The organism is Aeromicrobium sp. Sec7.5 (genome assembly GCF_036867135.1).
Lineage (GTDB): Bacteria > Actinomycetota > Actinomycetes > Propionibacteriales > Nocardioidaceae > Aeromicrobium.
Genome location: NZ_JBAJIJ010000002.1, coordinates 553,711 through 577,572, shown reverse-complemented (window position 1 = coordinate 577,572; position 23,862 = coordinate 553,711). Strand labels below are relative to the sequence as shown.

Annotated in this window: 21 protein-coding genes; 16 read left to right on the top strand and 5 right to left on the bottom strand. The window is 71.9% G+C overall.

Annotated features, from left to right (window positions below; all coding sequences use genetic code 11):
* Window positions 1–90: 90 nt before the first annotated feature.
* Window positions 91–729, bottom strand: a complete 639-nt coding sequence (locus tag V6S66_RS16085) for a hypothetical protein (RefSeq protein WP_334207799.1) — start codon at window positions 727–729, stop codon at window positions 91–93.
* A complete protein-coding gene (locus tag V6S66_RS16080) occupies window positions 716–1,939 on the bottom strand; it encodes an Ig-like domain-containing protein (protein WP_334207798.1) in 1,224 nt (407 codons plus the stop codon). The genes V6S66_RS16085 and V6S66_RS16080 overlap by 14 nt, the downstream gene beginning before the upstream one ends.
* A gap of 242 nt (window positions 1,940–2,181) precedes the next feature.
* Here V6S66_RS16080 and dnaK point away from each other — a divergent pair, with 242 nt between their 5' ends.
* From dnaK to V6S66_RS16015, 13 genes are all read left to right on the top strand, one after another.
* Complete coding sequence (dnaK, locus tag V6S66_RS16075) at window positions 2,182–4,023, top strand: molecular chaperone DnaK (protein WP_334207797.1); 1,842 nt, start codon at window positions 2,182–2,184, stop codon at window positions 4,021–4,023.
* Window positions 4,020–4,658: a nucleotide exchange factor GrpE gene (grpE, locus tag V6S66_RS16070; RefSeq protein WP_334207796.1), complete on the top strand. Its 639-nt coding sequence runs from the start codon at window positions 4,020–4,022 to the stop codon at window positions 4,656–4,658. Before dnaK ends, grpE begins: the two co-directional genes overlap by 4 nt.
* 45 nt (window positions 4,659–4,703) lie before the next feature.
* Window positions 4,704–5,813: a molecular chaperone DnaJ gene (gene dnaJ, locus V6S66_RS16065; RefSeq protein ID WP_334207795.1), complete on the top strand. Its 1,110-nt coding sequence runs from the start codon at window positions 4,704–4,706 to the stop codon at window positions 5,811–5,813.
* A complete protein-coding gene (locus tag V6S66_RS16060; protein ID WP_334207794.1) occupies window positions 5,810–6,208 on the top strand; it encodes a heat shock protein transcriptional repressor HspR in 399 nt (132 codons plus the stop codon). The genes dnaJ and V6S66_RS16060 overlap by 4 nt, the downstream gene beginning before the upstream one ends.
* An 84-nt stretch (window positions 6,209–6,292) precedes the next feature.
* A complete protein-coding gene (locus tag V6S66_RS16055; protein ID WP_334207793.1) occupies window positions 6,293–6,748 on the top strand; it encodes an RDD family protein in 456 nt (151 codons plus the stop codon).
* A 181-nt stretch (window positions 6,749–6,929) separates the two neighbouring features.
* Window positions 6,930–11,414: a lamin tail domain-containing protein gene (locus V6S66_RS16050; protein ID WP_334207792.1), complete on the top strand. Its 4,485-nt coding sequence runs from the start codon at window positions 6,930–6,932 to the stop codon at window positions 11,412–11,414.
* Window positions 11,415–11,497: 83 nt separating this feature from the next.
* Window positions 11,498–12,898, top strand: coding sequence for a sigma 54-interacting transcriptional regulator (locus V6S66_RS16045; RefSeq protein ID WP_334207791.1), 1,401 nt, complete (start codon window positions 11,498–11,500; stop codon window positions 12,896–12,898).
* Window positions 12,899–12,914: 16 nt separating this feature from the next.
* A complete protein-coding gene (locus V6S66_RS16040; protein ID WP_334207790.1) occupies window positions 12,915–15,017 on the top strand; it encodes a vWA domain-containing protein in 2,103 nt (700 codons plus the stop codon).
* Window positions 15,018–15,039: 22 nt separating this feature from the next.
* Window positions 15,040–15,561 (top strand): 2'-5' RNA ligase family protein, encoded by a 522-nt coding sequence (locus V6S66_RS16035; protein ID WP_334207789.1) that lies wholly within the window; start codon window positions 15,040–15,042, stop codon window positions 15,559–15,561.
* Window positions 15,562–15,675: 114 nt separating this feature from the next.
* Window positions 15,676–17,049, top strand: a complete 1,374-nt coding sequence (locus tag V6S66_RS16030) for an FAD-dependent oxidoreductase (protein ID WP_334207788.1) — start codon at window positions 15,676–15,678, stop codon at window positions 17,047–17,049.
* Window positions 17,050–17,131: 82 nt separating this feature from the next.
* Window positions 17,132–17,539 (top strand): hypothetical protein, encoded by a 408-nt coding sequence (locus V6S66_RS16025; RefSeq protein ID WP_334207787.1) that lies wholly within the window; start codon window positions 17,132–17,134, stop codon window positions 17,537–17,539.
* Window positions 17,536–18,276, top strand: coding sequence for a hypothetical protein (locus tag V6S66_RS16020; RefSeq protein WP_334207786.1), 741 nt, complete (start codon window positions 17,536–17,538; stop codon window positions 18,274–18,276). The genes V6S66_RS16025 and V6S66_RS16020 overlap by 4 nt, the downstream gene beginning before the upstream one ends.
* Entirely contained in the window at window positions 18,237–19,718 is a 1,482-nt protein-coding gene (locus V6S66_RS16015; protein WP_334207785.1) for a hypothetical protein, read from the top strand. The genes V6S66_RS16020 and V6S66_RS16015 overlap by 40 nt, the downstream gene beginning before the upstream one ends.
* A 25-nt stretch (window positions 19,719–19,743) precedes the next feature.
* On the opposite strand, the gene V6S66_RS16010 is transcribed toward V6S66_RS16015, so the two are convergent.
* Both V6S66_RS16010 and V6S66_RS16005 read right to left on the bottom strand, forming a co-directional pair.
* Entirely contained in the window at window positions 19,744–20,667 is a 924-nt protein-coding gene (locus tag V6S66_RS16010; protein WP_334207784.1) for a haloalkane dehalogenase, read from the bottom strand.
* Between the two features lie 101 nt (window positions 20,668–20,768).
* Window positions 20,769–21,164 (bottom strand): hypothetical protein, encoded by a 396-nt coding sequence (locus V6S66_RS16005; RefSeq protein WP_334207783.1) that lies wholly within the window; start codon window positions 21,162–21,164, stop codon window positions 20,769–20,771.
* Between the two features lie 98 nt (window positions 21,165–21,262).
* Here V6S66_RS16005 and V6S66_RS16000 point away from each other — a divergent pair, with 98 nt between their 5' ends.
* Window positions 21,263–22,120, top strand: a complete 858-nt coding sequence (locus tag V6S66_RS16000; RefSeq protein ID WP_334207782.1) for a 3-hydroxybutyryl-CoA dehydrogenase — start codon at window positions 21,263–21,265, stop codon at window positions 22,118–22,120.
* 149 nt (window positions 22,121–22,269) lie between these two features.
* Here the strand turns inward: V6S66_RS16000 and V6S66_RS15995 are convergent, their stop codons facing one another.
* Window positions 22,270–22,824, bottom strand: coding sequence for a copper resistance CopC family protein (locus V6S66_RS15995; protein ID WP_334207781.1), 555 nt, complete (start codon window positions 22,822–22,824; stop codon window positions 22,270–22,272).
* A gap of 121 nt (window positions 22,825–22,945) precedes the next feature.
* Here V6S66_RS15995 and V6S66_RS15990 point away from each other — a divergent pair, with 121 nt between their 5' ends.
* On the top strand, window positions 22,946–23,461 hold the full coding sequence (locus V6S66_RS15990; protein WP_334207780.1) for a flavin reductase family protein: 516 nt from the start codon (window positions 22,946–22,948) through the stop codon (window positions 23,459–23,461).
* On the top strand, window positions 23,458–23,781 hold the full coding sequence (gene fdxA / locus V6S66_RS15985; RefSeq protein ID WP_334207779.1) for a ferredoxin: 324 nt from the start codon (window positions 23,458–23,460) through the stop codon (window positions 23,779–23,781). Before V6S66_RS15990 ends, fdxA begins: the two co-directional genes overlap by 4 nt.
* The last annotated feature ends 81 nt before the right edge of the window (window positions 23,782–23,862 follow it).

Here is a 23,862-nt window from a genome sequence, read left to right as displayed (position 1 = left end):
GTCACGATACTCCCCGGTAGGTCAAGTACCAACCTGGAACCGTCCGCCAGCGGTGACAACTCGGTGTCGACCGCGACCTCCGCCTCGGGCTCAGCGCTGGTCGAACGGGGTCATGGGTGGGGCGAGGTGCGTCAGGTCGCGCGCCCGATGGGCCCACGGGCCGGCGTTGCGCCAGCGTTCGCCATCGGACGTGCGCTGCCCGTCGCCCCACACGCGGGCGCCCGAGCGGGCGACGCTGAGCGTCCCGGCAGCGTGCACCATCACGCCCGCGATCCCGCGTCGGCGCTGCTCCGGCGCGACGTAGATCTGGTCGACCTCCCCGGAGCCGAGGTACCAGCGGATCGCGGCGACCTGGTGCTCGCTCGTGACGCCGGCCGGAGCCTGCGTCACCAGGGTGCCGGCGTCGACCCCGTGGCCGATGAACGCCAGCAGGCACGTCGCGGCCGGGTCGGCGTCCGGTTCCGGGACCTCCGCGAACCACAGCGCGGGAGTCCGCGGCCCGGTCCGTCGCGGCAGCTCGAGGTGCGTGACCCGCGGCCCCTCGAGGTGGGCCGTGCAGGACGCGTCGTCACCGACGAGCGCGACCGCCTCGTCCTCCGGGAGGACGACGCGGGCCGCGTCGGGGTGCTCGGCCGTCGCCGGGACGATCGAGAAGCGCACGACCGCGCCGTCACGGGTGCCGAGGCAGTGCCACCACCCGTGTCCGACGGGGACCTCAAACGGTGGCACGGGCCCCACGGGCGTCGCGGCGTCCGCGGGCTGCGACCCAGGTGCCACCACCGAGGAGCAGCGCGCCGATCCCGAGCAGGGTGGCGTCAGGGCCACCGGTGTTCGGCAGCCTGGTCGACGAGCGCACGATCGATCCGCCCTCGACCACGATGCGCACCGTGGCGGTGGCCGTGCCGTTCGGGGTGCTGATCGTGTAGGTGAAGGTGTCCGTGCCGGTGAAGCCGCGCGCGGGGGTGTACCTCGCGACGTTGCCGACGAGTGTCGCCGTGCCGTTGCTCGGGCCCGACGCGATCACGAGATCGGTCAGCGGGGCGCCGAGGACGGTGTCGTCGTTCGGGAGCAGGGCGATGTCGACCGGCACGTCGACCCTGGTGCGGGCCGTGTCGTCGACCGCGACGGGCGGCAGGCCGACGAGGGAGAACGTGATGGCGGACGCCTGCGGACTCTGGTCGCCGTTGAGGCACACCACGGGGTCGGTCGTGCGGATGCAGGGGGCGACGGTGGCTGACGTGGTGACGCCGCGGAGGTTCGGCGGGGCCGCGGTCAGGAGGACCGAGACGCTCGAGCCGGGCTGCAACACGAACGCCTGACCGTCGTCCGGGACGTCCTCCGGGTCGATCTCGACGCCGGGCTCGACCACGGCCTGGGCGACGGGGCCGTCCGCGAGCTCCTCGCTGGCCTCCTCGTCGGGGTAGTCGGCCTCGTCGGTCAGGCAGTAGGTCGAGCCGTCCGCGGTCGTGGTCTCCGCCGAGGTCGTGCACGTGAACGTGAACGTGTCGCCGTCGCGGTTGGTCTCGGTGACCGTGAAGGTGGTGCCAGCGGTGGTGGTGCCCTCCGGGACGTACGAGCCGTCAGCGAGGCGGACGCCGACGCGGTACTTCTGGAACCCGAAGTCCGGGGCCAGGGCCGGGGCGGCGGCCGGGGCCTCGTCGCCGTCCACGGCTGCAGGAGCCGCCACCTCGGGCTGCGCGCTCTCGGGGTGGACCGCGTCGGGCTGGACCACGTCCGGCTCGGCGGCCTCGGGCTCGGGGGCGGGCGTCACCTCCGGGGCTGCGGGCTGGGTGCCCTCCGGCTCGCCGTCGTCCAGGGCCGAGGCGGCCGGGGCCGCCGCGGCCAGCGCGGCGAGGCCCGCGGCGCCGGCGAGGGCAAGGCGCCCGGTCACGGACCGCAGACGGGTCGGACGGCGGGACGGCAGGGGACGTGCAGGCATCGGAACTCCCGGGCTGGATGAGGTCCACGACGTGCGCCCTCCGGGACATCGTGGCGCATGCCGTGCCCACTTCACAGCAAATCTCCGATATCGGCCGACCGCGGGACCCGGGGGGAATGAATCGACCTTGGAGGAAGTTGATACGATCAGACTCAAGTCATCTGACTGAGAAACGTCAAGGCGTCCGCACCACCCAGCCGGGCGCCCGCAACGATCCACCCGATCCCCAGGAGGACCCACTCATGGCACGTGCCGTCGGCATCGATCTCGGTACCACCAACTCCGTCGTCGCCGTCCTGGAGGGCGGCGAGCCCACCGTCATCGCGAACGCCGAGGGCGCTCGCACGACCCCGTCCGTCGTGGCCTTCGCCAAGGACGGCGAGGTCCTGACCGGCAAGGTCGCCAAGAACCAGGCCGTCACCAACGTCGACCGCACGATCCGCTCCGTGAAGCGCCACATGGGCACCGACTGGACCCAGTCCGTCGACGGCAAGGACTTCACGCCGCAGCAGATCAGCGCGTTCATCCTGCAGAAGCTCAAGCGCGACGCCGAGGCGTACCTGGGCGAGCCCGTCACCGACGCGGTCATCACCGTCCCGGCCTACTTCAACGACCACCAGCGCCAGGCCACCAAGGAGGCCGGCGAGATCGCCGGCCTCAACGTCAGCCGCATCATCAACGAGCCCACCGCGGCCGCGCTGGCCTACGGCCTCGACAAGGGCGAGGACCAGACGATCCTGGTCTTCGACCTCGGCGGCGGCACGTTCGACGTCTCGCTGCTGGAGATCGGTGACGGCGTCATCGAGGTCAAGGCCACCAGCGGCGACAACCACCTCGGTGGCGACGACTGGGACGACGCGGTCGTGAAGTGGATCGTCGACGGCTTCAAGTCCAAGACCGGTCTCGACCTCACCAAGGACAAGATGGCGATGCCCCGCATCCGCGAGGCCGCTGAGCTGGCCAAGATCGAGCTCTCGAGCTCCACCAGCACCTCGATCAACCTGCCCTACATCACGGTCCAGGACGGCAGCCCGGTCTTCCTCGAGGAGACGCTGACCCGCTCGGAGTTCGAGAAGGTCACCGCCGACCTGCTCGAGCGCGCCAAGGCGCCGTTCAACAACGTCATCCGTGACGCGGGCGTCAAGGTCGGCGACATCGACCACGTGGTCATGGTCGGCGGCTCCACCCGCATGCCCGCCGTCAGCGAGCTCGTCAAGAGCCTCACGGGCGGTCAGGACCCCAACAAGGGCGTGAACCCCGACGAGGTCGTCGCGATCGGCGCGAGCCTGCAGGCCGGTGTCCTGAAGGGCGAGGTCAAGGACGTCCTGCTCCTCGACGTCACCCCCCTGAGCCTCGGCATCGAGACCAAGGGCGGCGTCATGACCAAGCTCATCGAGCGCAACACCACGATCCCGACCAAGCGCAGCGAGGTCTTCACGACGGCCGACGACAACCAGCCGTCCGTCGCGATCCAGGTGTACCAGGGCGAGCGCGAGATGGCCGCGGGCAACCAGCTGCTCGCCACGTTCGAGCTGACGGGTCTCCCGCCGGCGCCGCGTGGCGTGCCGCAGATCGAGGTCACGTTCGACATCGATGCCAACGGCATCGTGAACGTCTCCGCGAAGGACCGCGGCACCGGCAAGGAGCAGTCGATGACGATCACCGGCGGCTCGGCGCTGAGCAAGGACGACATCGACAAGATGGTCAAGGACGCCGAGCAGTACGCCGAGGAGGACCGTCAGCGCCGCGAGGCCGTCGACGTCCGCAACCAGGGCGACTCGCTCGTGCACACGACCGAGAAGTTCCTGTCCGAGAACGGCGACAAGGTCGGCGACGACCTGAAGACCGAGGTCCAGGCCGACGTCGACGCGCTCAAGGAGGCGCTGAACGGCGAGGACACCGAGGCCATCAAGGCGGCCACGGGCAAGCTCGCCGAGTCCAGCCAGAAGCTCGGCACGGCCCTGTACGAGGCGGCCGCCGCCGAGGCTGCCAGCGCTCCGTCCGGTGACGCCGACGGCAACAACGACGACGACGTCGTCGACGCCGAGATCGTCGAGGACGACGACACCGAGGGGAACAAGTGACGCAGGGACCCGAGCACACCGATCCGGAGCACACCGATCCCGGGCACGCCGACCCGGAGAACGCCGGGGACGTCGCGCCCGACCTCGAGGGTGAGGTGCCGCAGGAGGAGACTCCTGCGGCACCCGCCCCGGGGGCCCCGGCGGAGCCCACCGCCGAGCAGCAGCTCGCGGAGCGCACCGCCGACCTCCAGCGGCTCCAGGCCGAGTACGTCAACTACAAGCGGCGCGTCGACCGTGACCGCGAGCTCGTGCGCTCGCAGGGCGAGGCGAAGGTCCTCGAGTCGCTCCTGACGGTGCTCGACGACATCGCGCGCGCCGCCCAGCACGAGCAGCTCGAGGGCGGCTTCAAGGCGGTGGCCGACTCCCTGCAGGCGGCCGTCACCAAGCACGGGCTCGAGACGTTCGGCGCCAAGGGCGATCCGTTCGACCCGTCGCTGCACGAGGCCGTCACGCACGCGGGCGAGTCGTCCGACGTCGACGTGACGTCGGTCGAGCTCGTGATGCGCACGGGCTTCCGGGTCGGCGACCGGGTGCTCCGCACCGCGATCGTCGGCGTCGTCGACCCGGCGGCCCCGGCCGCCGAGCCGGCTCCCGCGGAGCCGGCGGCCGACGAGGCCGCCTCCGACGACGCCTGACCCACCCACACCGAACACACCGCAAGCGCGAGGGGAGGTGCCCACGTGAGCACCACGGACTGGTCCGCCAAGGACTTCTACGGTGTCCTCGGCGTCACCAAGGACGCCACGGCCGACGACATCAAGAAGGCCTACCGCAAGCTGGCGCGCGAGAACCATCCCGACGCCAATCCCAACAACAAGGCGGCGGAGGAACGGTTCAAGGGCGTCTCCGAGGCCTACGCCGTCCTGTCGGACTCCACCAAGCGCAAGCAGTACGACGAGCAGAAGTCGATGTTTGGGCAGTTCCGCAGCCAGGGCGGCGCGAACATGCAGTCCGACTTCGACCTCAGCGACATCCTCGGCGGGATGTTCGGTGGCGGTGGTGGGCGGCGTCGCCGCCAGACCACCGCACGCCGTGGCGACGACCTCGAGTCCGAGGCGTCGATCGGCTTCAGCGAGGCCGTCGAGGGAGTCACGATCAGCCTGCGCCTGCCGAGCGACGAGGCGTGCAGCACGTGCCACGGCACGGGTGCGCGCCCCGGCACCGCGCCGACGGTGTGCTCGAAGTGCCAGGGCAGCGGCATGCAGACCAGCGCCAACGGCGGGGTCTTCGCCATGACCGAGCCCTGCCAGGGCTGCCGCGGCCGCGGCATGGTCGTCGAGCACGCGTGCCCGACCTGCTCCGGATCGGGTCGATCCCCGTCGAGCCGCACCCTCCAGGTCCGCGTGCCCGCCGGGGTGCAGGACGGCCAGCGCATCCGCCTCAAGGGCAAGGGCGCGCCGGGCACGGGCGGAGGCCCGGCTGGCGACCTCATGCTGCTGGTCCACGTCGATCCGCACCCGGTGTTCGGCCGCAAGGGCGAGCACCTCACGCTCTCGGTCCCCGTGGCGTACGACGAGGCCGCGCTCGGCGCCGACGTCGCGGTGCCCACGATGGACGGCACGTCGGTCACGCTGCGGATCCCTGCAGGGACGCCGCACGGACGCACGCTGCGGGTGCGCGGCAAGGGCGGCCTGGCCCGGTCAGGACGCCGTGGCGACCTGCTCGTCACGGTCGACGTCGCGGTGCCGACCACGCTGTCGGACGCCGAACGAGAAGCCGTCGAGGCCTTGCGCGTCGCCCGTGGGGGGCGCGATCCTCGAGAGGACCTCTTCAAGGCGGTGAAGTCATGAACCCCAACATGGGCAACCCCTTCACGCCCCCGGGGCCTGAGGCGAAGGTCTTCGTCATCAGCGTCGCCGCGGAGCTGTCCGGCCTGCACCCGCAGACCCTGCGCACGTACGACCGGCTCGGGCTCGTCGAGCCGGGCCGCACGGGTGGCGGTGGTCGCCGCTACTCGCTGATCGACATCGAGCTGCTGCGCCGCATCGCCGACCTCACCGCCGAGGGCCTCGGCCTCGAGGGCGTCAAGCGCGTCATCCAGCTCGAGCACCAGGTGGCCGCTCTGTCGTTGCGCGTCGCGGAGCTCGAGGCCGACCTCGAGGTCGCCCACCGTGCGCTCGGCACCGTCGCGAATCTGCCGGTGCGGGCCGCCGCCGCCCAGGTCACGCTCTACCGCCGCCGCTGAGCCACCGCTCGTCGGCGTGCCGCTGACGCGGGTGGTGCGGGCGTACTACCTTGTCGGCCAGGGGGCCGACCAGTAGGAGATGACATGACCGCTGCACCGCCGCCCGCCCCGGGCACCGCCCTGGCCAGCTGGGGCGCCCGCCTCGGCGCCTACATCATCGACATCCTGCCCCTCGTGATCGTTCTCGTCGTGCTCACTGCAGCCTTCGGGGAGAACGAGGCCACCAGCACCAGCTTCTCGTTCCAGCTCAACGGGCTGCCGGCTCTCCTCTACTTCGTCCTCGCGATCGGCTGGCTGGTCGTGAACTGGGGCCTGCTCCAGGGTCGTCGGGGTGGCACGGTCGGCAAGTCCGTGCTCGGCATCGCGGTCCACAAGGCGGGCACCGGGCGGCCGCTCGGCGTGGGACCCTCGATCGCGCGCCAGCTGCTGCACATCGTCGACGCGCTCCCGTGCTACCTCGGTTTCCTGTGGCCCCTGTGGGACAAGGAGAACCGCACGTTCGCCGACATGATCATGGGGACCCGCGTCGCCAAGCGCTGACCCGCCCCGGGCGGTGAGCTGGCTCCCATTCGGCGCCACCGCCCGGCAGCGCCGACGGGCGCTCTCTCACCGCCCGTCCACCTGTCGTTCGCCTGTGAGGTGGGTGTCGTTCGTCGGGCGTGGTTAGCGTCCGGGCCGCAAGGGGGCCCGTCGGGGGTGCACCCTCGGACGGAAGACGCTCATGACCTTGGCTGCCTCGCCCCTGCCCGCCGCGACCTCGCCCTGGTGCCGGCCGTTGCACCTGGTGCTGGCCACAGCGCTGCTCGCGGCGACCCTGGTGGCCGGTCTCGCCGCCGCGCCGGCGTCGGCGGCCGAGCCCCCGCCGCTGTTCGTGTCGGAGATCGTGGCCAACCCCAGCGGGGTCGACGAGTTCGAGTACGTCGAGGTGACGAACCCGGGGAGCGCGCCGGTCCCGCTCGACGGCTTCACGTTCGCCTACACGTACGCGGACTCGACCGACACCGCTCGTGACGTCACGCTCGCCGTCGACGGGACCGCGACGGTCGCGCCGGGTGGGTCGGTCGTGCTCTGGCTGAGCTACACCGCCAGCGGCCTCGACTCCTTCGCCCGCACGGTCGAGGAGTTCCGCGTCGCGACCGGCGCCTCCGCCGCGACCCAGGTCCTGCGGCTCACGGGCCAGCCCGGCATGGCCAACGGGGGCGACCGTGGCATCCGGATCAGCGACGCGACCGGCATCGTGACCTGGTCGCACTATCCGACGGGGTCGCAGGCGATCGACCTCGGCGTCGACTTCTCGGTCCCGGCCGCCCGCGGCCAGTCGGCCCCGGTGCTGGCGACGCTCTCGCCCATGACGCCCGGGTCGGTCGTGCCCGCGGCGCTGGTGCCGACGGTCCCGGTCGATCCCGAGCCGGAGGTGCCCGCCGACATCGGCGTGCTCGACCCCGACCCGAATCTCGTCGCGGCGCCCCTGCAGGTGACCGAGCTGGTCCCGGACACCGCGAACGTGGGCGGCTCCGACGCCTACGAGTTCGTCGAGGTCCTCAACGCGTCGGACCGTGACGTCGACTTCGCCGACTACGCGCTGACCTACCTCTACCCGCAGGACACGACGACCAACACCAACGAGGCCGCGTGGCCCGCGGTGCCCGGCGACGTCGTGATCCCCTCCGGCGAGACGCTCACGTTCTGGGTCAAGAACGGTGCCAACGACGCCCTGACCGACGCCGACTTCAACGCGTACTACGACACCGACCTGACGCTGGGCGAGGACCTCGTGGAGGTCTCCGCGGCCGGCTTCGCGAACGGATCGGCGCGCGGCATCGCGATCCGCACCAACACCGGGTTCCCGGTCAGCCGCGCCTACTACAACCTCGCGGGTGCCGACGACGTCGACGCGGACGTCGCCATCGCCTACGGACCGACGCCCGACGACATCGGCCTGCAGTCGATCGTCGCCCGCCGCGAGCCCTCCCCGGGTCGCGTCCAGGTCGACCAGGTCGCCGGCGGGCTCGTGGTGGTCCCCGACGACACGGCCGCGCCGGTCGTCGACGACCGCACCGCCGCGACGATCGATCCCCTGGCAGGATTCGTGCTCGACCTTCGGGTCAGCGACGACGTGCAGGTCCGGACCGTCACGGCGCGGATCAGCAACGACGTCGACACCGAGCCGCGCGCGGTCAACCTGGTGCACTCCGCGGCGGACCCGCAGGCCTACGGCACCGTGGTCAACGCCGCCGACGTCGTCGGCAAGCAGTGGTTCGAGTACGTCGTGGAGGCCTCCGACGGCACCAACGTCACGCGCACCGAGACCCGCCGGGTCCTGGTGGACGGCGCGAGCTCGGACCCCGTGCGCCTCAACGTCGCCGACGGCGACTTCGTGGGAGGCACCGCGACGATCTCCGCGGCCGGCGAGAGCTACCCGCCGAGCCTGGAGCTGACGATCGACGGTGCCCCCGTCCAGACGCGTGCGTCGCTGGAGTCCACGCCCTACTTCGTGTTCGAGACCTCGCAGACCGACTTCTACTTCCGCAACGGCGTGCGCATCGGTGAGGACGTCCTGCACGTCTTCGACGAGGGCACCTACGAGCGCACGGAGACGATCGCGGTGCCCGTGCCGCTGTCGTACGTCGCCCAGGGAGAGCCCCTCTCGGTCGACGTGTGGGCCGGCACCAAGGCCGGACCGTGGATCGACGAGGCGGAGAACAACGACGACTTCGTGATCTCCGGCATGCGCCTGGTGCTCCCGGACGGCCGCACCCTGCGCCCGGCCGGCTATGACGACCCGTCGCAGCTCGTGCAGATGGGCGACAGCGCGGGCAAGAACGACTTCTACGCCTCCGTGTTCGACCTCGGCGACGATGCGTTCACCGCGCTCGCCCACGACTGGGACACGTCGGCCGTCGCGGACGGACCACACGAGGTGCTCGCGACGGAGGGCGCCGACAGCGCCTCGGCCCAGGTCCTGGTCGACAACACGGCCCCCGTGGTGACGCCGAGCGTCGAGGACGGACGGGTCTACCAGGGCGAGATCGTGCTCGACGCGGCGATCGACGACGGCAGCGGGTCCGGCGTGGTGGAGACGGTGGCCTCGCTCGATGGGGCACCGGTGGTGCTCCCGCTGACCACGTCGTCGGTCACGCTGCCGGCGGGCGACCACGTGTTCTCGGTCGTCGCGACCGATGCGGTCGGCAACGCCACCGAGCGCTCGGTGACGTTCACGGTCCCCGAGGAGCAGCCGGGCGCCGACGGTGTCGCCCCGGTCGACGGCTCGGAGGTCGAGGTCGGCAAGGTCGTGCTGCAGGCCCTCGTCCAGGACCCCACGGCCGACCCGCTGGATGTGTCGTTCCGTCGCGGCGAGCGCCTCGCGCTGGGTGACGAGGAGGTCGCGGCCGCCAGCGGCACGACGCACGATGCCCGCGCGCTCGAGCGCGACGGCACGCCCGTCGAGCCGGCGGGGTCGTCGCCGGCCCGGATCCTCACCTCGCAGCAGCTCGAGACGTCGGCCGGCCTCGCGCCGGTCACCGCCACCGACGCCCTGCCGTACTACACGTTCGACGTCGCGGTGCCGGCCGATGCCGGTGCCGACGCCACGGCACGCCTCACGTGGGACGGCACGGCCGACCGTGACTCGCAGGTCATGCTCTACGCCCTGGCGGCGGACGGCTCGCGCTGGATCGAGCTGGCCCGGCACCGCACGACCGCCGATGGTGAGGCGTTCACGCTGCAGGGCTCGGCCGTCGTCGGCGAGACCGTGCGCGACGGCACGATCACGGTGCTCGTGCAGCACTCCGAGGGCTTCTCGGGCGCCGACCTGAGCACCCGCGACTCCGCCATCGCCCCCGCGAATGCGCTCGACACCCCACGCTCGGAGTACGACTTCACGATCGCGTGGGAGTCCGACACGCAGTACTACAACGAGGAGTTCGTGCAGCACCAGACGGCGATCCACGACTACGTGCTGGGCCAGCGTGAGAACCAGAACATCCAGTACCTGATCCACACGGGCGACATCGTCGACGACTACGACCAGCCGTACCAGTGGGCCAACGCCGACCCGGAGTACGCGCGCCTCGACGCCGCCGGCCTGCCGTACGGGGTGCTGGCGGGCAACCACGACGTGGGCAGCGGGCTCTCGGACTACTCGCAGTACTCGCAGTTCTTCGGCGAGGCCCGGTACGCGGCCAACCCCTGGTACGGCGGCTCGTACCAGGACAACCGGGGGCACTACGACCTGATCTCGGCCGGCGGCATCGACTTCGTGATGCTCTACATGGGGTGGGACCCGCAGGCCGACCACATCGCCTGGATGAACGACGTGCTGGCGCGGTACCCGGAGCGGGTCGCGATCGTGAACCTGCACGAGTTCATGCTGACGACGGGCGGTCTTGGACCGGTGCCGCAGCAGATCCTCGACGAGGTCGTCGCGACCAACCCGAACGTGCGGATGGTGCTGTCGGGGCACTACCACGACGCCTTCACGCGGGTCGACCAGTTCGATGACGACGGCGACGGTGCGGTCGACCGCGACGTGTACTCGATGCTGTTCGACTACCAGGGCCTGCCCGAGGGGGGTCTGGGCTACCTGCGGCTGCTGCAGTTCGACAACGAGGGCCAGTCGATGCGTGTGCGCACGTACTCGCCGTCGCTCGACGTGTACAACTCCGACGACCCGGCCCTGCTCGATCCGGGGCCGGACCCGTACGTCCACCAGGACTTCGAGATCGGGTACGACGCGCTGCGGATCACGCCGAGCGACAAGACGCTCGCGACGACCGGGTTCACGGCCGAGGTGCTGACGACCCAGGAGATCGGCTCGGTGCAGGACGCGCCGAGCGGCACGGTCGCGGCGGTGACGTGGGACCTGACCGAGCTCGGCGAGCACGGCTGGTACGCCCGCACGGTCGACCCGTACGGCGCCACCCACGACACCCCGGTCTACGCGTTCACCCTGGTCCCGGCCGCGGCCGGTCCGGGTGACGGATCGGGCAGTGGTCCGGGTGCGGGCGGTCCCGGCACAGGTCCGGGCACCGGTCCTGGCAGTGGCAGTGGCAGTGACGGCAGCGGCACGGGCACGACGCGCCCCGCGGGCGCCGACCGCAACCTGCCGGGCACGGGGCTGCCGATCGACGCAGCCGTCCTCCTGCTCGCCCTCGGCCTCCTCGGCGCCGGCGCCGTCGTGCTGGTCCGCGCCCGCCGCCGGACCTGATCGGGCGGTGGGTCGGAGCGGCGCCACGGGCTCGTGCTCGTGCTCGACAGCGCACCGTGGAGGGCGGGAGTAGCGTCGGTGGCGTGACTGCCCAGTCCCCAACAGCCCCGTCCCCCACGACCGTCGGCCAGCTGCGCGCCTCGGGCCACGTCCACCGGCCGCTGCGTGCCGAGATCCGCGACAACTTGTTGTCCGCCCTCGCCGAGGGCCGGGACCCCTGGCCCGGCCTGCACGGCTTCGAGGACACCGTCGTGCCGCAGCTGGAGCGGGCGCTCATCGCCGGGCACGACATCGTGCTGCTCGGCGAGCGCGGCCAGGGCAAGACGCGGCTCCTGCGCACGCTCGTGGGACTGCTCGACGAGTGGACGCCGGTCATCGACGGCGCCGAGATCGGCGAGCACCCGTATGCGCCGATCACCACGGCCAGCATCCGCCGCGCCGAGGAGCTCGGTGACGACCTGCCGGTCGTCTGGCGCCACCGCGACACGCGCTACGCCGAGAAGCTGGCCACGCCCGACACGAGCGTCGCCGACCTGATCGGTGACGTCGACCCGATGAAGGTCGCCGAGGGCCGCAGCCTGGGAGATCCGGAGACCATCCACTTCGGACTGATCCCGCGCAGCCACGGCGGCATCGTGGCCATCAACGAGCTGCCCGACCTCGCCGAGCGCATCCAGGTCGCGATGCTCAACGTGATGGAGGAGCGCGACATCCAGATCCGCGGCTACGTGCTTCGACTGCCGCTCGACGTCCTCGTGGTCGCCAGCGCCAACCCCGAGGACTACACCAACCGCGGCCGCATCATCACGCCGTTGAAGGACAGGTTCGGGGCCGAGATCCGCACGCACTACCCGCTCGCGCTCGTCGACGAGATCGCGGTCATCCGGCAGGAGGCCCAGCTGGTCGCCGCGGTGCCCGACCAGCTCGTCGAGGTGCTGGCGCGGTTCACCCGCGCGCTCCGCGAGTCGTCGGCGGTCGACCAGCGCAGCGGCGTCAGCGCCCGGTTCGCGATCGCGGGGACCGAGACCATCGCGGCGGCCGCGCTGCACCGCGCGACGCGGCAGGGCGAGGAGCGGGCGGTGGCGCGACCGGTGGACCTGGAGACGGCGGTCGACGTGCTCGGCGGCAAGATCGAGTTCGAGTCGGGCGAGGAGGGGCGCGAAGAGCTCGTGCTCAGCCACCTCTTGCGCACCGCCACGGCCGAGACCGTGCAGGGGCTCTTCGCGGGGATCGACTTCGGGCTGCTGGTCGAGGCGCTCGAGGCGGGCGACCTGGTCGCCACCGGCGAGCAGGTCAGCGCGCGGGACTTCCTGGCCGGGCTCCCCGTGCTGGGCGAGTCCGACCTCTACGACCAGGTGGCTGATCGCGTCGGGGCCGGCGACGACGGTGAGCGGGCCAGCGTGATCGAGCTGGCGCTCGAGGGCCTGTTCCTGGCTCGCCGCATCGCCAAGGACTCGGCCGGCGGCGAGACGGTGTACGGCTGAGGGTGGGAGTCGATCGATGAGACGCCAGAACCGACGCCTGACCCGCGCGTCGAGGTACGGCCGGTACGCCGGCGGACCCGACCCGCTCGCGCCGCCGGTCGACCTCAGCGAGGCGCTCGACGCGATCGGTGAGGACGTCATGGCGGGGTACTCGCCCGAGCGCGCCCTGCGCGAGTTCCTCCGACGCGGCGGCACCGACCAGCAAGGCCTCGACGACCTCGCGCGCCGCGTCGCCGAGAAGCGCCGCGACCTGATGAAGCGGCACAAGCTCGACGGCACCCTGGCCGAGGTCAAGGAGCTGCTCGACCGGGCCGTGCTGGCCGAGCGCGGCCAGCTCGCGCGCGACGTCGATCTCGACGACGGCGAGCGTGCGCTCGCCGAGCTGCAGCTCGACGCGCTGCCGGGTTCGCCCGCTGCCGCGGTGCGCGAGCTCTCGACCTACCCGTGGAGGAGCACGCAGGCGCGCGAGGACTACGAGCGCATCAAGGACCTGCTGGGGCGCGAGCTGCTCGACCAGCGCTTCGCCGGCATGAAGGACGCGCTCGAGAACGCCACGGAAGCCGACCGCGCCGCCGTCAACCAGATGCTCGACGACCTCAACGACCTGCTCGACAAGCGGCGCGACGGCACCGACACGTCAGCCGACTTCGACGCCTTCATGGACGAGCACGGCGACTACTTCCGGTCCGAGGACGGCACGCTTCCGCAGGACCTGGACGCGCTGCTCGACGAGATGGCGCGACGGTCGGCGGCGGCCCAACGCATGATGAGCTCGATGACGCCCGAGCAGCGTCAGGAGCTGGCGCAGCTCTCGGCGCAGGCGTTCGGGTCGCCGCAGCTGAATGACGCGCTCGGCCGGCTCGATGCGAGCCTGCAGTCGCTGCGTCCCGGCGAGGACTGGGGTGGCTCCACCCCGATGGACGGTGAGCAGGGCGTCGGGCTCGGCGACGGCACCGGCGTGTTCCAGGACCTGGCCGATCTCGATGCGTTGGCCGAGCAGCTCGCGCAGTCGTACCGCGGGGCGAACCTCGACGACGTCGATCTCGACGCCCTGTCGCGACAGCTGGGCGACGAGGGCGTCGTCGACCTGTCGACCCTCAAGGACCTGGAGCGAGCCCTGCGCGAGTCGGGAGCCGTGCAGCGCGGCACCGACGGACAGCTCCGGCTCACGCCGAAGGCGATGCGTCAGCTGGGCCAGGCGCTGCTCCGCGACGTCGCCCAGGCGATGTCGGGACGCCAGGGCCAGCGCGAGACACGTCGTGCCGGCGCCGCCGGTGAACGCTCCGGCGCGACCCGCGAGTGGGCGTACGGCGACACCGAGCCGTGGGACGTCACCCGCACGATCACCAACGCGATCCAGCGCACCGTGGGCGAGGGCGGCACGCCCGCGTCGATGTCCCGCGACGGTGTGCGGCTGCAGATCGGCGACGTCGAGGTGCAGGAGACCGAGGACCGCACGCAGGCGTGCGTGGCGCTGCTCGTCGACACCTCGTTCTCGATGGCGATGGACGGGCGGTGGGTGCCGATGAAGCGCACGGCGCTCGCCCTGCACACGCTCATCAGCACGCGGTTCCGTGGCGACGCGCTGCAGCTCGTCGCGTTCGGGCGTCACGCCGAGACGATCGAGATCGAGGAGCTGACCGCGCTGGAGCCGGAGTACGCCAAGGGCACCAACCTGCACCACGCCCTGCTGCTCGCGAACCGGCACTTCCGCAAGCACCCGAACGCCCAGCCCGTGCTGCTGATCGTGACCGACGGCGAACCCACCTCGCACCTGGAGTCCAGCGGCGACGTCTGGTTCAGCTATCCGCCGCACCCGGTCACGATCGCGGTGTCGGTGCGCGAGCTGGAGGCCTCGATGCGCCTGGGCGCCCAGACCACCTTCTTCCGCCTCGGCGAGGACCCGGGGCTGGCGCGCTTCATCGACCAGATGGCTCGCCGCGTGGGCGGATCGGTCGTCTCGCCCGAGCTCGACGACCTCGGCGTCGCGGTCGTGGAGTCCTATCTCGGCTCGCGCCGTGGCGGTGCCGGTGGTCCTGGGGGTGGCGGCGGATTCGGCGGGGGCTTCGCGGGCGGCTGGCCGGGCGGCTGGCCGGGCCGCGGCTCCTGGGCCGACTGACCTGGTCGGTACGGTCGAGTCCGTGCCGCAGACCATCGAGCTGACGCTCGACGACGAGCTCGACGCCGCCGTCCGTGCGGAGTGGGACCTGCTCGCCGCCGCGGGCCTGCCGAGCCAGGCGCTGCACCTGGGCATCACGAACGCGCCGCACGTCACGCTGGGCGTCGCCTCGGCGCTCGATCCAGGGACGACCGGCCGTCTCGCCACCGTGCCGCTCCCCGGGCAGATCCGACTCGGGGGGCTCCTGGTGTTCCGCGGGCGGCGGTCGTCGGTGGTGTCGCGAGCGGTCATCCCGAGCGCCGCGCTGCTCGCCACCCACGCCGGGGTCGCCGAGGCGATGGGCGGCGCGCCGGATCGGCCCGACCTCACGCTGCCCGGCCGGTGGACCCCGCACGTCACGCTCGCCCGGCGCCTCGACGACGCCCAGCTGGCGCAGGTGCTCGACCTCCTCGCCGACGTGCCACGCGAGCTCGTCGGCGAGCCGAGCGCGCTGCGCCACTGGGACTCGGACACCAAGACCGTCCACGTCCTCAGCGCACGCTGAGCCACCGTGTGATCTGCGCCACGTCGCAGGCAGTCACATCGCGGACCTGATTTCCCGGAGTTGCACTGCCGCTTTAGGCTTGCCTTCGTTGTCTTCTCCCCAGGAGTGCCCGAAATGACCAGGAAGCTGCGTGTCGGCATCGTCGGTGCCGGACCTGCCGGCGTCTACGCCGCCGACATCCTCACCAAGGCCGAGCTGCCCGAGGGCTTCGACGGTGTCGCCGTCGACATCCTCGATCGCGACCCCACGCCCTTCGGCCTGATCCGCTACGGCGTCGCGCCGGACCACCCGCGGATCAAGGAGATCATCAAGGCCCTTAAGCGGGTCATGGCGAATCCCGACATCCGCTTCTTCGGCAACGTCGGCTTCGGCACCGACGTCAAGCTCGAGGAGCTGCAGCAGTTCTACGACGCGGTCGTCTTCGCCACCGGCGCACGCCGCGACCGCGACCTCACGATCCCGGGCATCGACCTCGAGGGCTCGTACGGCGCGGCCGACTTCGTGTACTGGTACGACGGCCACCCTGACGCCCCGCGCGAGTGGGACTTCCAGCCGCACGCGAAGCAGGTCGCCGTGCTCGGCGTCGGCAACGTCGGCCTCGACGTCGCCCGCATCCTGGCCAAGACGGCCGAGGAGCTCGTCGTCACCGAGATCCCCGACAACGTCCACGCGGGCCTGCAGAAGAACGCCACGACCGACGTCCACGTGTTCGCACGTCGCGGCCCGGCCCAGGTCAAGTTCACGCCGATGGAGCTGCGCGAGCTGTCGCACTCGCCCACGATCGACGTCATCGTGCACCCGGAGGGCTTCGAGTTCGACGAGGGCTCGATGGATGCCATCCGCGCCGCGAAGAGCCAGAAGCTCGTGGTCGACGTGCTGCAGAACTACCTCGCGAAGGAGCCCTCGGGCGCCGCGCACCGCATCCACATCCACTTCTGCCAGAACCCCGTCGAGGTCCTCGGCGAGGACGGCAAGGTCGTGGGCCTGCGCACCGAGATCACCGAGCTGGACGGCACCGGCAACGTCCGGGGCACCGGCGAGTTCAAGGACTGGCCGATCCAGGCGGTCTACCGCGCCATCGGGTACCACTCCGACAACCTCCCCGGCCTGCCGTTCGACCAGAACGCGGCCGTGCTGCCCAATGACGGCGGCCACGTGGTCGACATCGACGGCAGCCCCATCCCGGGCGTCTACGCCACGGGCTGGATCAAGCGCGGTCCGGTCGGCCTGATCGGTCACACCAAGTCCGACGCCGCCGAGACGATCGGCATGCTCGTCGCCGACGCCCCGTCACTCAAGGCCGCGGAGCAGTCCGAGCCCGCCGCGTTCGACCGCTACCTCGACGGTCGTGGCATCGAGTACACGACCTGGGAGGGCTGGGAGAAGCTCGACGCCCACGAGGTCGAGCTCGGCGCCAACGACCCGTTCCAGCGCGAGCGCAAGAAGGTCGTGGCCCGCGACGAGATGGTCAGCATCTCCCGCGCCTGAGTGTTCCCTGACCGCATGGGGACCTCTCCCCAGTTGCGCGTGAGGTGCTGACGCGGCCGACCTGCCGTCCTACCGTGGTCGCATGGTGATCGGCGGCGATCCGGGCGAGGTGCGCGACCACGCGCGCCGCGTCCGGGCTTGGGCCGACCAGGTCGACGCCGTGGCGGCCGAGGTGCTCGGCTCGTCGTCGGTCGCGTGGGTCAGCGATGCCGCCGACCGGTTCCGCGAGGAGCTGGAGGCGCGCCAGCTCGAAGTCACGGCGATCGCCGAGCGGTACCGCACGACCGCCGACCGGCTCGACGCCTTGGCGGCGGCCCTGGAGGAGCGCCAGCAGGTGCTGGCGAGCCTGCTCGCCACCGCGGGCCGCACCTTCGAGGAGCTCGCCGGTGCCGTGGCCGACGGTGCCGGTGAGGTCTTCGACGTCGCCGAGGGCTTCGCGCGCGACGTGGCCGGCGCGGGTCGCGACGTGCTCGACTGGGCGGGACTGTGAGGACGCTCGACGAGGCGGCCTGGACCGACCTCGTGCGGGCCACGGGTCTCGACGTCACGACCGCGCCGCTGCGCCCCCTCGGCGACCACACGACAGGCGCCGACCACCCCGAGCCCGCCCTGGTCGAGGCGGCGGCGCTGGCGCTCGGCCGAGCCGACGTGGGGATCACGCTGATGTCCGGCGCGGGGGACCGCGGGGTGCTCGCGCAGCTCGGCTCCGACCGCCAGACGATGGGTGCTGCCGTCAGGGCCGTCGTGCCCGGCGACGCCGGTCCGCTCCCCGTGCCGGGGGTGCGACTCGGCGCCCACCCGTCGAGCGGACTCGTGGACCAGGTCATGCGGCTCGTGCCGCCCGGTGGCGAGGAGCGAGGGCTGCCGCGTGCGCCGGTCGCGCTCGACCAGGAGACGGCCCTCGTGATCGCGCGCACCGCGACCGGCGACCTCGACGTCGCCCTCGCGGCTGCTCGACGAGCGGGACTCGACGACGTCCCGCCCGTTCTGCAGGCCCTGGCGCGCGGCACGTCGGCGAGCGTCACGATGACCGTGTCGACGTCCGCACAGCCGTTGCACGCGGTGCGGCAGTGGCTCCTGACCGACCAGGGCTGGGTCAGCCTCACGGTCCGCGGCAGCCGGGTCGTGCACACCGCGTGCAGCCGCGCCGAGCTGGCAGCGGCCACCACCTCGATGGTCGCCGGTGCGTGGGACGCGGCGCTGGCGGCGCAGGGGCGGGCGTCGTGACCGGCGGCATCGAGGTCTCCGGCGGTGCCGGCGGGGTCGCGGCGAGCTACGAGGACATGCTCTCGCAGGCCGACGTGCTGGACCTGGCCGGCGACGACCTCCGCGACGTCGGCTCGCGGCTCGCGGGGATGATCGGCGAGGGCGACCTGTGGCAGGCGGCTCTCCTGTGCCCCGGCGAGGTCGCGGCCGTGCAGGTGTCGGTCGCCCGTGCGTCGAGCGGCCCCGACGGCGCGCTGTGGGCCGGCGGCGAGGTCGAGATCACGGCGCGCTACCTGCGCGTCGCGGTCGACGTCTACCGGTTCACCGACGCCACGCTCGCGGCCGGCGAGGAGGCCCTATGGACCGTGGGCGGCTGGACGTTCGGGGCGGTGCTGCCGGTCGCCGCAGTCGGTGCCGCGGGGGTGCTGATCACGAACCCGGCCCTGATGGTCCTGCTGCTCGGCGACAAGGACGACCTCCTGAACGAGGTCGAGGAGCTCGTCTACGACGATCCCTGGCTGCTCGAGGCGTTCACCCGGCTCGCGCCGGGAGCGGTGCAGGGCACGAGCTTCACGCTGGCAGCCCTGATTCCCCTCGGCCCGCTCGCGCTCATGGGGCTCACACGCGGCAAGTGGCCGAGTGGCGACTACGAGACCTCCGTCGCCGGGCTGGCGGCGCTGGCCCGCAACCTCGGGCACCTGCGCGACACGGGCGACTTCGGGGTCACGGCGGTCGACGACCCGCTGGGCATCCGGATCGCCCAGGAGCACGCGGTCGAGACGATCTTCGACCAGCAGGGCGTCACGTCGACCCACGACGGTCGGGTGCAGATCATCACGGTGGGAGGTGACTCGCCGTCCTACATCGTGCAGGTCCCCGGCACCCAGGACTGGTCCACGCAGCGCGGCGACAACCCTGTCGACCTCACGACCAACATCGCCCTGATGGCCGGCGACGACACCGTGATGGCCGATCTCGTGGCGGACGCGATGCGCGAGGCCGGCATCCCGCCGGGCGCTCCCGTGATGCTCACGGGGCACAGCCAGGGTGGGATCACCGCCATGGCGATGGCCGCCGACCCCGACCTGCAGCGCGAGTTCTCGATCACGAGCGTCGTGACGGGCGGGTCGCCGGTCGGACGGATCGACGTGCCCGAGGGCGTGTCGGTCCTGTCGCTCGAGCACACCCAGGACGTCGTGCCGATGCTCGACGGCGCCGACAACCCCGACCGGCCGGAGTGGACCACGGTGCGGCGGGAGCTGAGCGACGCCGAGGGCGGCGGAGGGTCCGCGGCCGACCGTGGTCCGGGCGGCGCGCACTCGATCGACAACTACGCCCAGACCGGGGCCGCCGCCGACTCCTCCCACGACTCCTCCCTCGAGCGGTGGCGCGAGAACAACAGCAGCTTCTTCGGCTCCGGGCAGGCCCAGCAGTACCAGATCGGGGCCCTGGCCGGCGGGTGACGCGGGCGGCCGGCCGCGGCGGTCGTCAGGCCCCGCCGACCTCGTCGAGCCACGTGGCGATCGCCCGCCCGATCGCGGGGCCGGCGTCCTCCTGGAGGAAGTGGCCGGCGTTCTCCACGACCTGCAACGGCTGACGCAGCGGCAGGAGCTGCTCCATCTGGCGTCCGGTCGCCTCCAGCGGGAGCACGGCGTCCTGGTCGGCCCACAGCAGCAGGACCGGGCGGGTGTCGGCGCTGAGCGCCTCGACCGCCGCGCGCCCCTCGGCCGCGCCCGGGGCGTCGGGTGTCTGGGGGATCAGCCCGGGGAGAGACCGTGCGCCGCCCTTGGCCTCGACGCTGTCGAACGGGGCCTCGTAGGCGGCCACGACGGCATCAGTCATGGGGGTCGCGACGGCTCCGGTGATGAGCATCCCGATGGGCAGGTCGGGCGTCGCGTCGACGAAGTCGCGGAACGCCTGCCAGGCCGAGCCCATCCGCTGGTGGCCCGTGAACAGCCCCGAGTCCATGACGACCAGCCGCGAGATGCGCTCCGGGATCTCGGTCGTGGCGACCCGAAGGCCCACCGGTCCGCCCCAGTCGTGCACCACGAGCGTCACGTCGCGCAGGTCGAGCTCCTCGAACAGCGACACGACTGAGGCGACCAGCCGGTCGTACGTGAACCAGTCGTCGGACGGCTTGTCCGAGCGGCCGAACCCCGGCAGGTCGGGGGCGATGCACCGGTGCCCGGCCCCGGTCAGCTCGGCGATGACGTGGCGCCACAAGAACGACCACGTCGGCTCGCCGTGCAGCAGCACGATCGGCGACCCGTCGCCCACGTCGACGTGGGCCAGGCGCAGGCCCTCCCAGGTCCGGTAGTGCGGTGGGTGGTCGAAGTCGGGGAGGCCGGTGAAGCGGGCGTCCGGGGTGCGGTGGACGCCGGGCAGCGGGCCGGAGCCGTGGTCGGTGCTCACCGGGTGCTGCTCGACGAGGGGGTCCGTGCGGGGCTGTGCATGCGTCACAAACTAGGTGGGCCGCTCGTCGATGTCGAGGGTTCCGGACGGTCGCGGGGTGGTCAGGGCAGGGCGCGCAGGACCCGCACGTGGCACGTGGCCGGGTCGCCCTGGGCCGACAGGCCGCTGACCGCCAGCGGTGCCGAACCGCCGGGCTGCACGTTCTCGAGCTCGGTGCGGTTCACGGGTCGCTCCTGGCCGTCGGCCGGCCCCACGTAGACGTCGACCGAGAACGACTCGGCCTCGTCGCTGGTGTTCGTGATGGTGCCGCTGGCCGACCACAGGCCGTCTTGCCCCGGGGCGCACGTGAACTCCGACAGGGCCTCCGGCGCCGCTGCGGCGGTGGCCTCGGTGGACGGTGCGGCCGACGGGTCGGGGTCGCTGTCGGACGAACCGCCGCACCCACCCACGCCGACGGCGAGGCCGAGCACCAGGGGAAGCAGGACCGAGCGACGCATGGGCCCATCCCATCACGCGGCGCGTCGGTCCGGGGTGCGCCACGGCCGGTTCGGTCCGGCATGAGAACATGAGGGAAACCTCATGAACGGGAGTCAGCATGTCGGTCGAGCGCGTCGGAGTCATCGGTGGAGGCCTCATGGGCTCCGGGATCGTGGAGGTCAACGCGCGCGCGGGGATCGACGTGGTGCTCGTGGAGGTGTCGGCCGACGCGGCGAAGGCCGCCGAGTCGCGGGTGACGTCGTCGCTCGAGCGGGCGCTGGGTCGCGGCAAGATCTCGCAGGAGGACTTCGACGCCACCGTGGGTCGGATCCGGTTCACCGACGACCTCGAGCAGCTGGCCGACCGCCAGCTCGTGATCGAGGCCGCGAGCGAGCGTGAGGACATCAAGCTCGACCTGTTCCGTCGCTTGGGCCAGATCGTGACCGACGAGTCCGCGATCCTCGCGTCCAACACCTCGTCGATCCCGATCGTGAAGCTCGGCGCCGTCTCAGGCCGTGCGGATCGGGTCATGGGCGTGCACTTCTTCAACCCGGCGCCGGTCATGAAGCTCGTCGAGCTCATCCCGTCGCTGACCTCCAGTCCCGAGACCCTCGAGCGGATGCGCGGGTACGTGACCGGCGGCCTGGGCAAGGAGCCGATCGAGGCCACCGACCGCGCCGGCTTCGTGGTCAACAGCCTGCTCGTGCCATACCTGCTCTCGGCGATCCGCATGTACGAGGCGGGCTACGCCTCGGCGGCCGACATCGATCAGGGCATGGTCCTGGGCTGCGGCCACCCCATGGGCCCGCTGGCGCTGTCGGACCTGATCGGCCTCGACACGATCCGCGCGATCGGCCAGTCGATGTACGAGGAGTTCAAGGAGCCGCTCTACTCGCCGCCGCCGCTGCTGGACCGCATGGTCGACGCCGGGCTGCTCGGCAAGAAGTCCGGCCACGGCTTCTACCCCTACAGCTGACCCCGCGAGGGGCGGTGAGTGTTCCACGTGTGGCCCCGGGGCGGTGAGTGTTCCACCGCACCAAGGTTCAGGCGGTGGATGACTCACCGCCCCACTGGCCGGACATGGCTGTGGGTGGATGACTCACCGCCCAACCCGGGCGACGGAACTCAGCGACGACGGCGACGCAGCATGCTGATCGCGACCGCGGTGCCGACCACCAGCACGGCCGTCGCGACCACGATGATCACCACGGTCGTGTAGTCGCGGTCGGACTCGTTCTCGGGGTCGGCCGGCGTGACGTCGGTGCCTTGGTCCTCGGCCGTGTCGGGGCTGGGCTCGCCCGCGGCGGGCCCGTTGTACGTGAAGTTGACCGACCCCTCGATCGGGTGGCCGTCGGACGACGTGACGCGGTACGAGGCGGTGTAGGTGCCGGGAGCGTCGGCCGCGAACTCGCGCGACACGGTGTCGCCGGCCACCGTGGGGTCGCCGACCGAGACGTCCGCGCCGGAGGGGTCGACCACGGAGATGAACGCGGCTTCCGGGAAGATCTCGCCGCTGAAGCGGAAGGCCGCGAACGGCGGGTCGTCGGGTCCGAGGGCGGACCCCTGTGACGGAGTGGCCTCGATCATCTCGTCGTGGGCCGACGCCGGGAGCGGGCTCAGGGTCAGCAGCAGGACGAGGCCGGAGGCGACGGTCAGGGCAGCAGTGCGGAGGATCGACACGGTTTTCACTGTACGAGGGGGCCCCGCGTCGCCGAGAGGGTGTCCTGCGTCACCCGGCCCCAGTTTGACCTCAACCACGGTTGAGGTCCTAACGTCGGGGCACATGGACGAGGTGACACACGTGAGGGCGCCCGCGCCCGGAGCCGCCTGGCTGCGGCAGGCCTTCCGCCTGTACCCGTCGGGTGTGGCGATCGTGACGGCCATGACCCCGGCCGGCCCGGTGGGCCTGACGGTGTCGAGCCTCGCGTCGGTCTCGGCCGAGCCGCCGGTCGTCTCGTTCTCGGTCTCCACGGCCACTCGGTCGGCCGGAGCACTTCTGGCGGCCTCCGAGGTGGCGGTGCATGTGCTGCCGCTGGATCGGTCGCCGCTGGCTGACGCGTTCGCGCGCAGCGGTGCCCCGCGCTTCACGCCCGAGCAGGGCTGGGTCGTGGCCGCCGACTCGCCGCCCCTACTGCCTGACGCCGTCGTGAGTCTGGTCGGTCCCGTCCGCCAGACCGTCCCGATCGTGGGGTCGACCCTCGTGCTGGTCGACGTCGCGACCACCAGGATCGGCCCGCCGGCCGAGCCGCTGCTGCACCTCGACCGCGCCTACCGCGCGGTCGGGCCCGCGATCGATCGAGAGGATCGACCCCGATGACCTACGTGATCGCCCAGCCGTGCGTGGACGTGAAGGATCGCGCCTGCGTCGACGAGTGTCCGGTCGACTGCATCTACGAGGGCAAGCGCATGCTCTACATCCACCCCGACGAGTGCGTCGACTGTGGTGCGTGCGAGCCGGTCTGCCCGCCGGAGGCGATCTTCTACGAGGACGACACTCCCCAGGAGTGGGCCTCGTACTACGACGCCAACGTGCACTTCTTCGACGAGCTCGGCTCGCCCGGCGGCGCGGCCAAGCTCGGTGTGATCGATCTCGACCACCCGATCATCGCCGAGCTCCCGCCCCAGAACCAGGGCTGACCCGGGGAGCGGTGAGCCAGCAACCTCTCGCACCCTGCTGAAGGTTGCCTGCTCACCGCTGCCCCCTCAGGGCGGTGGGCC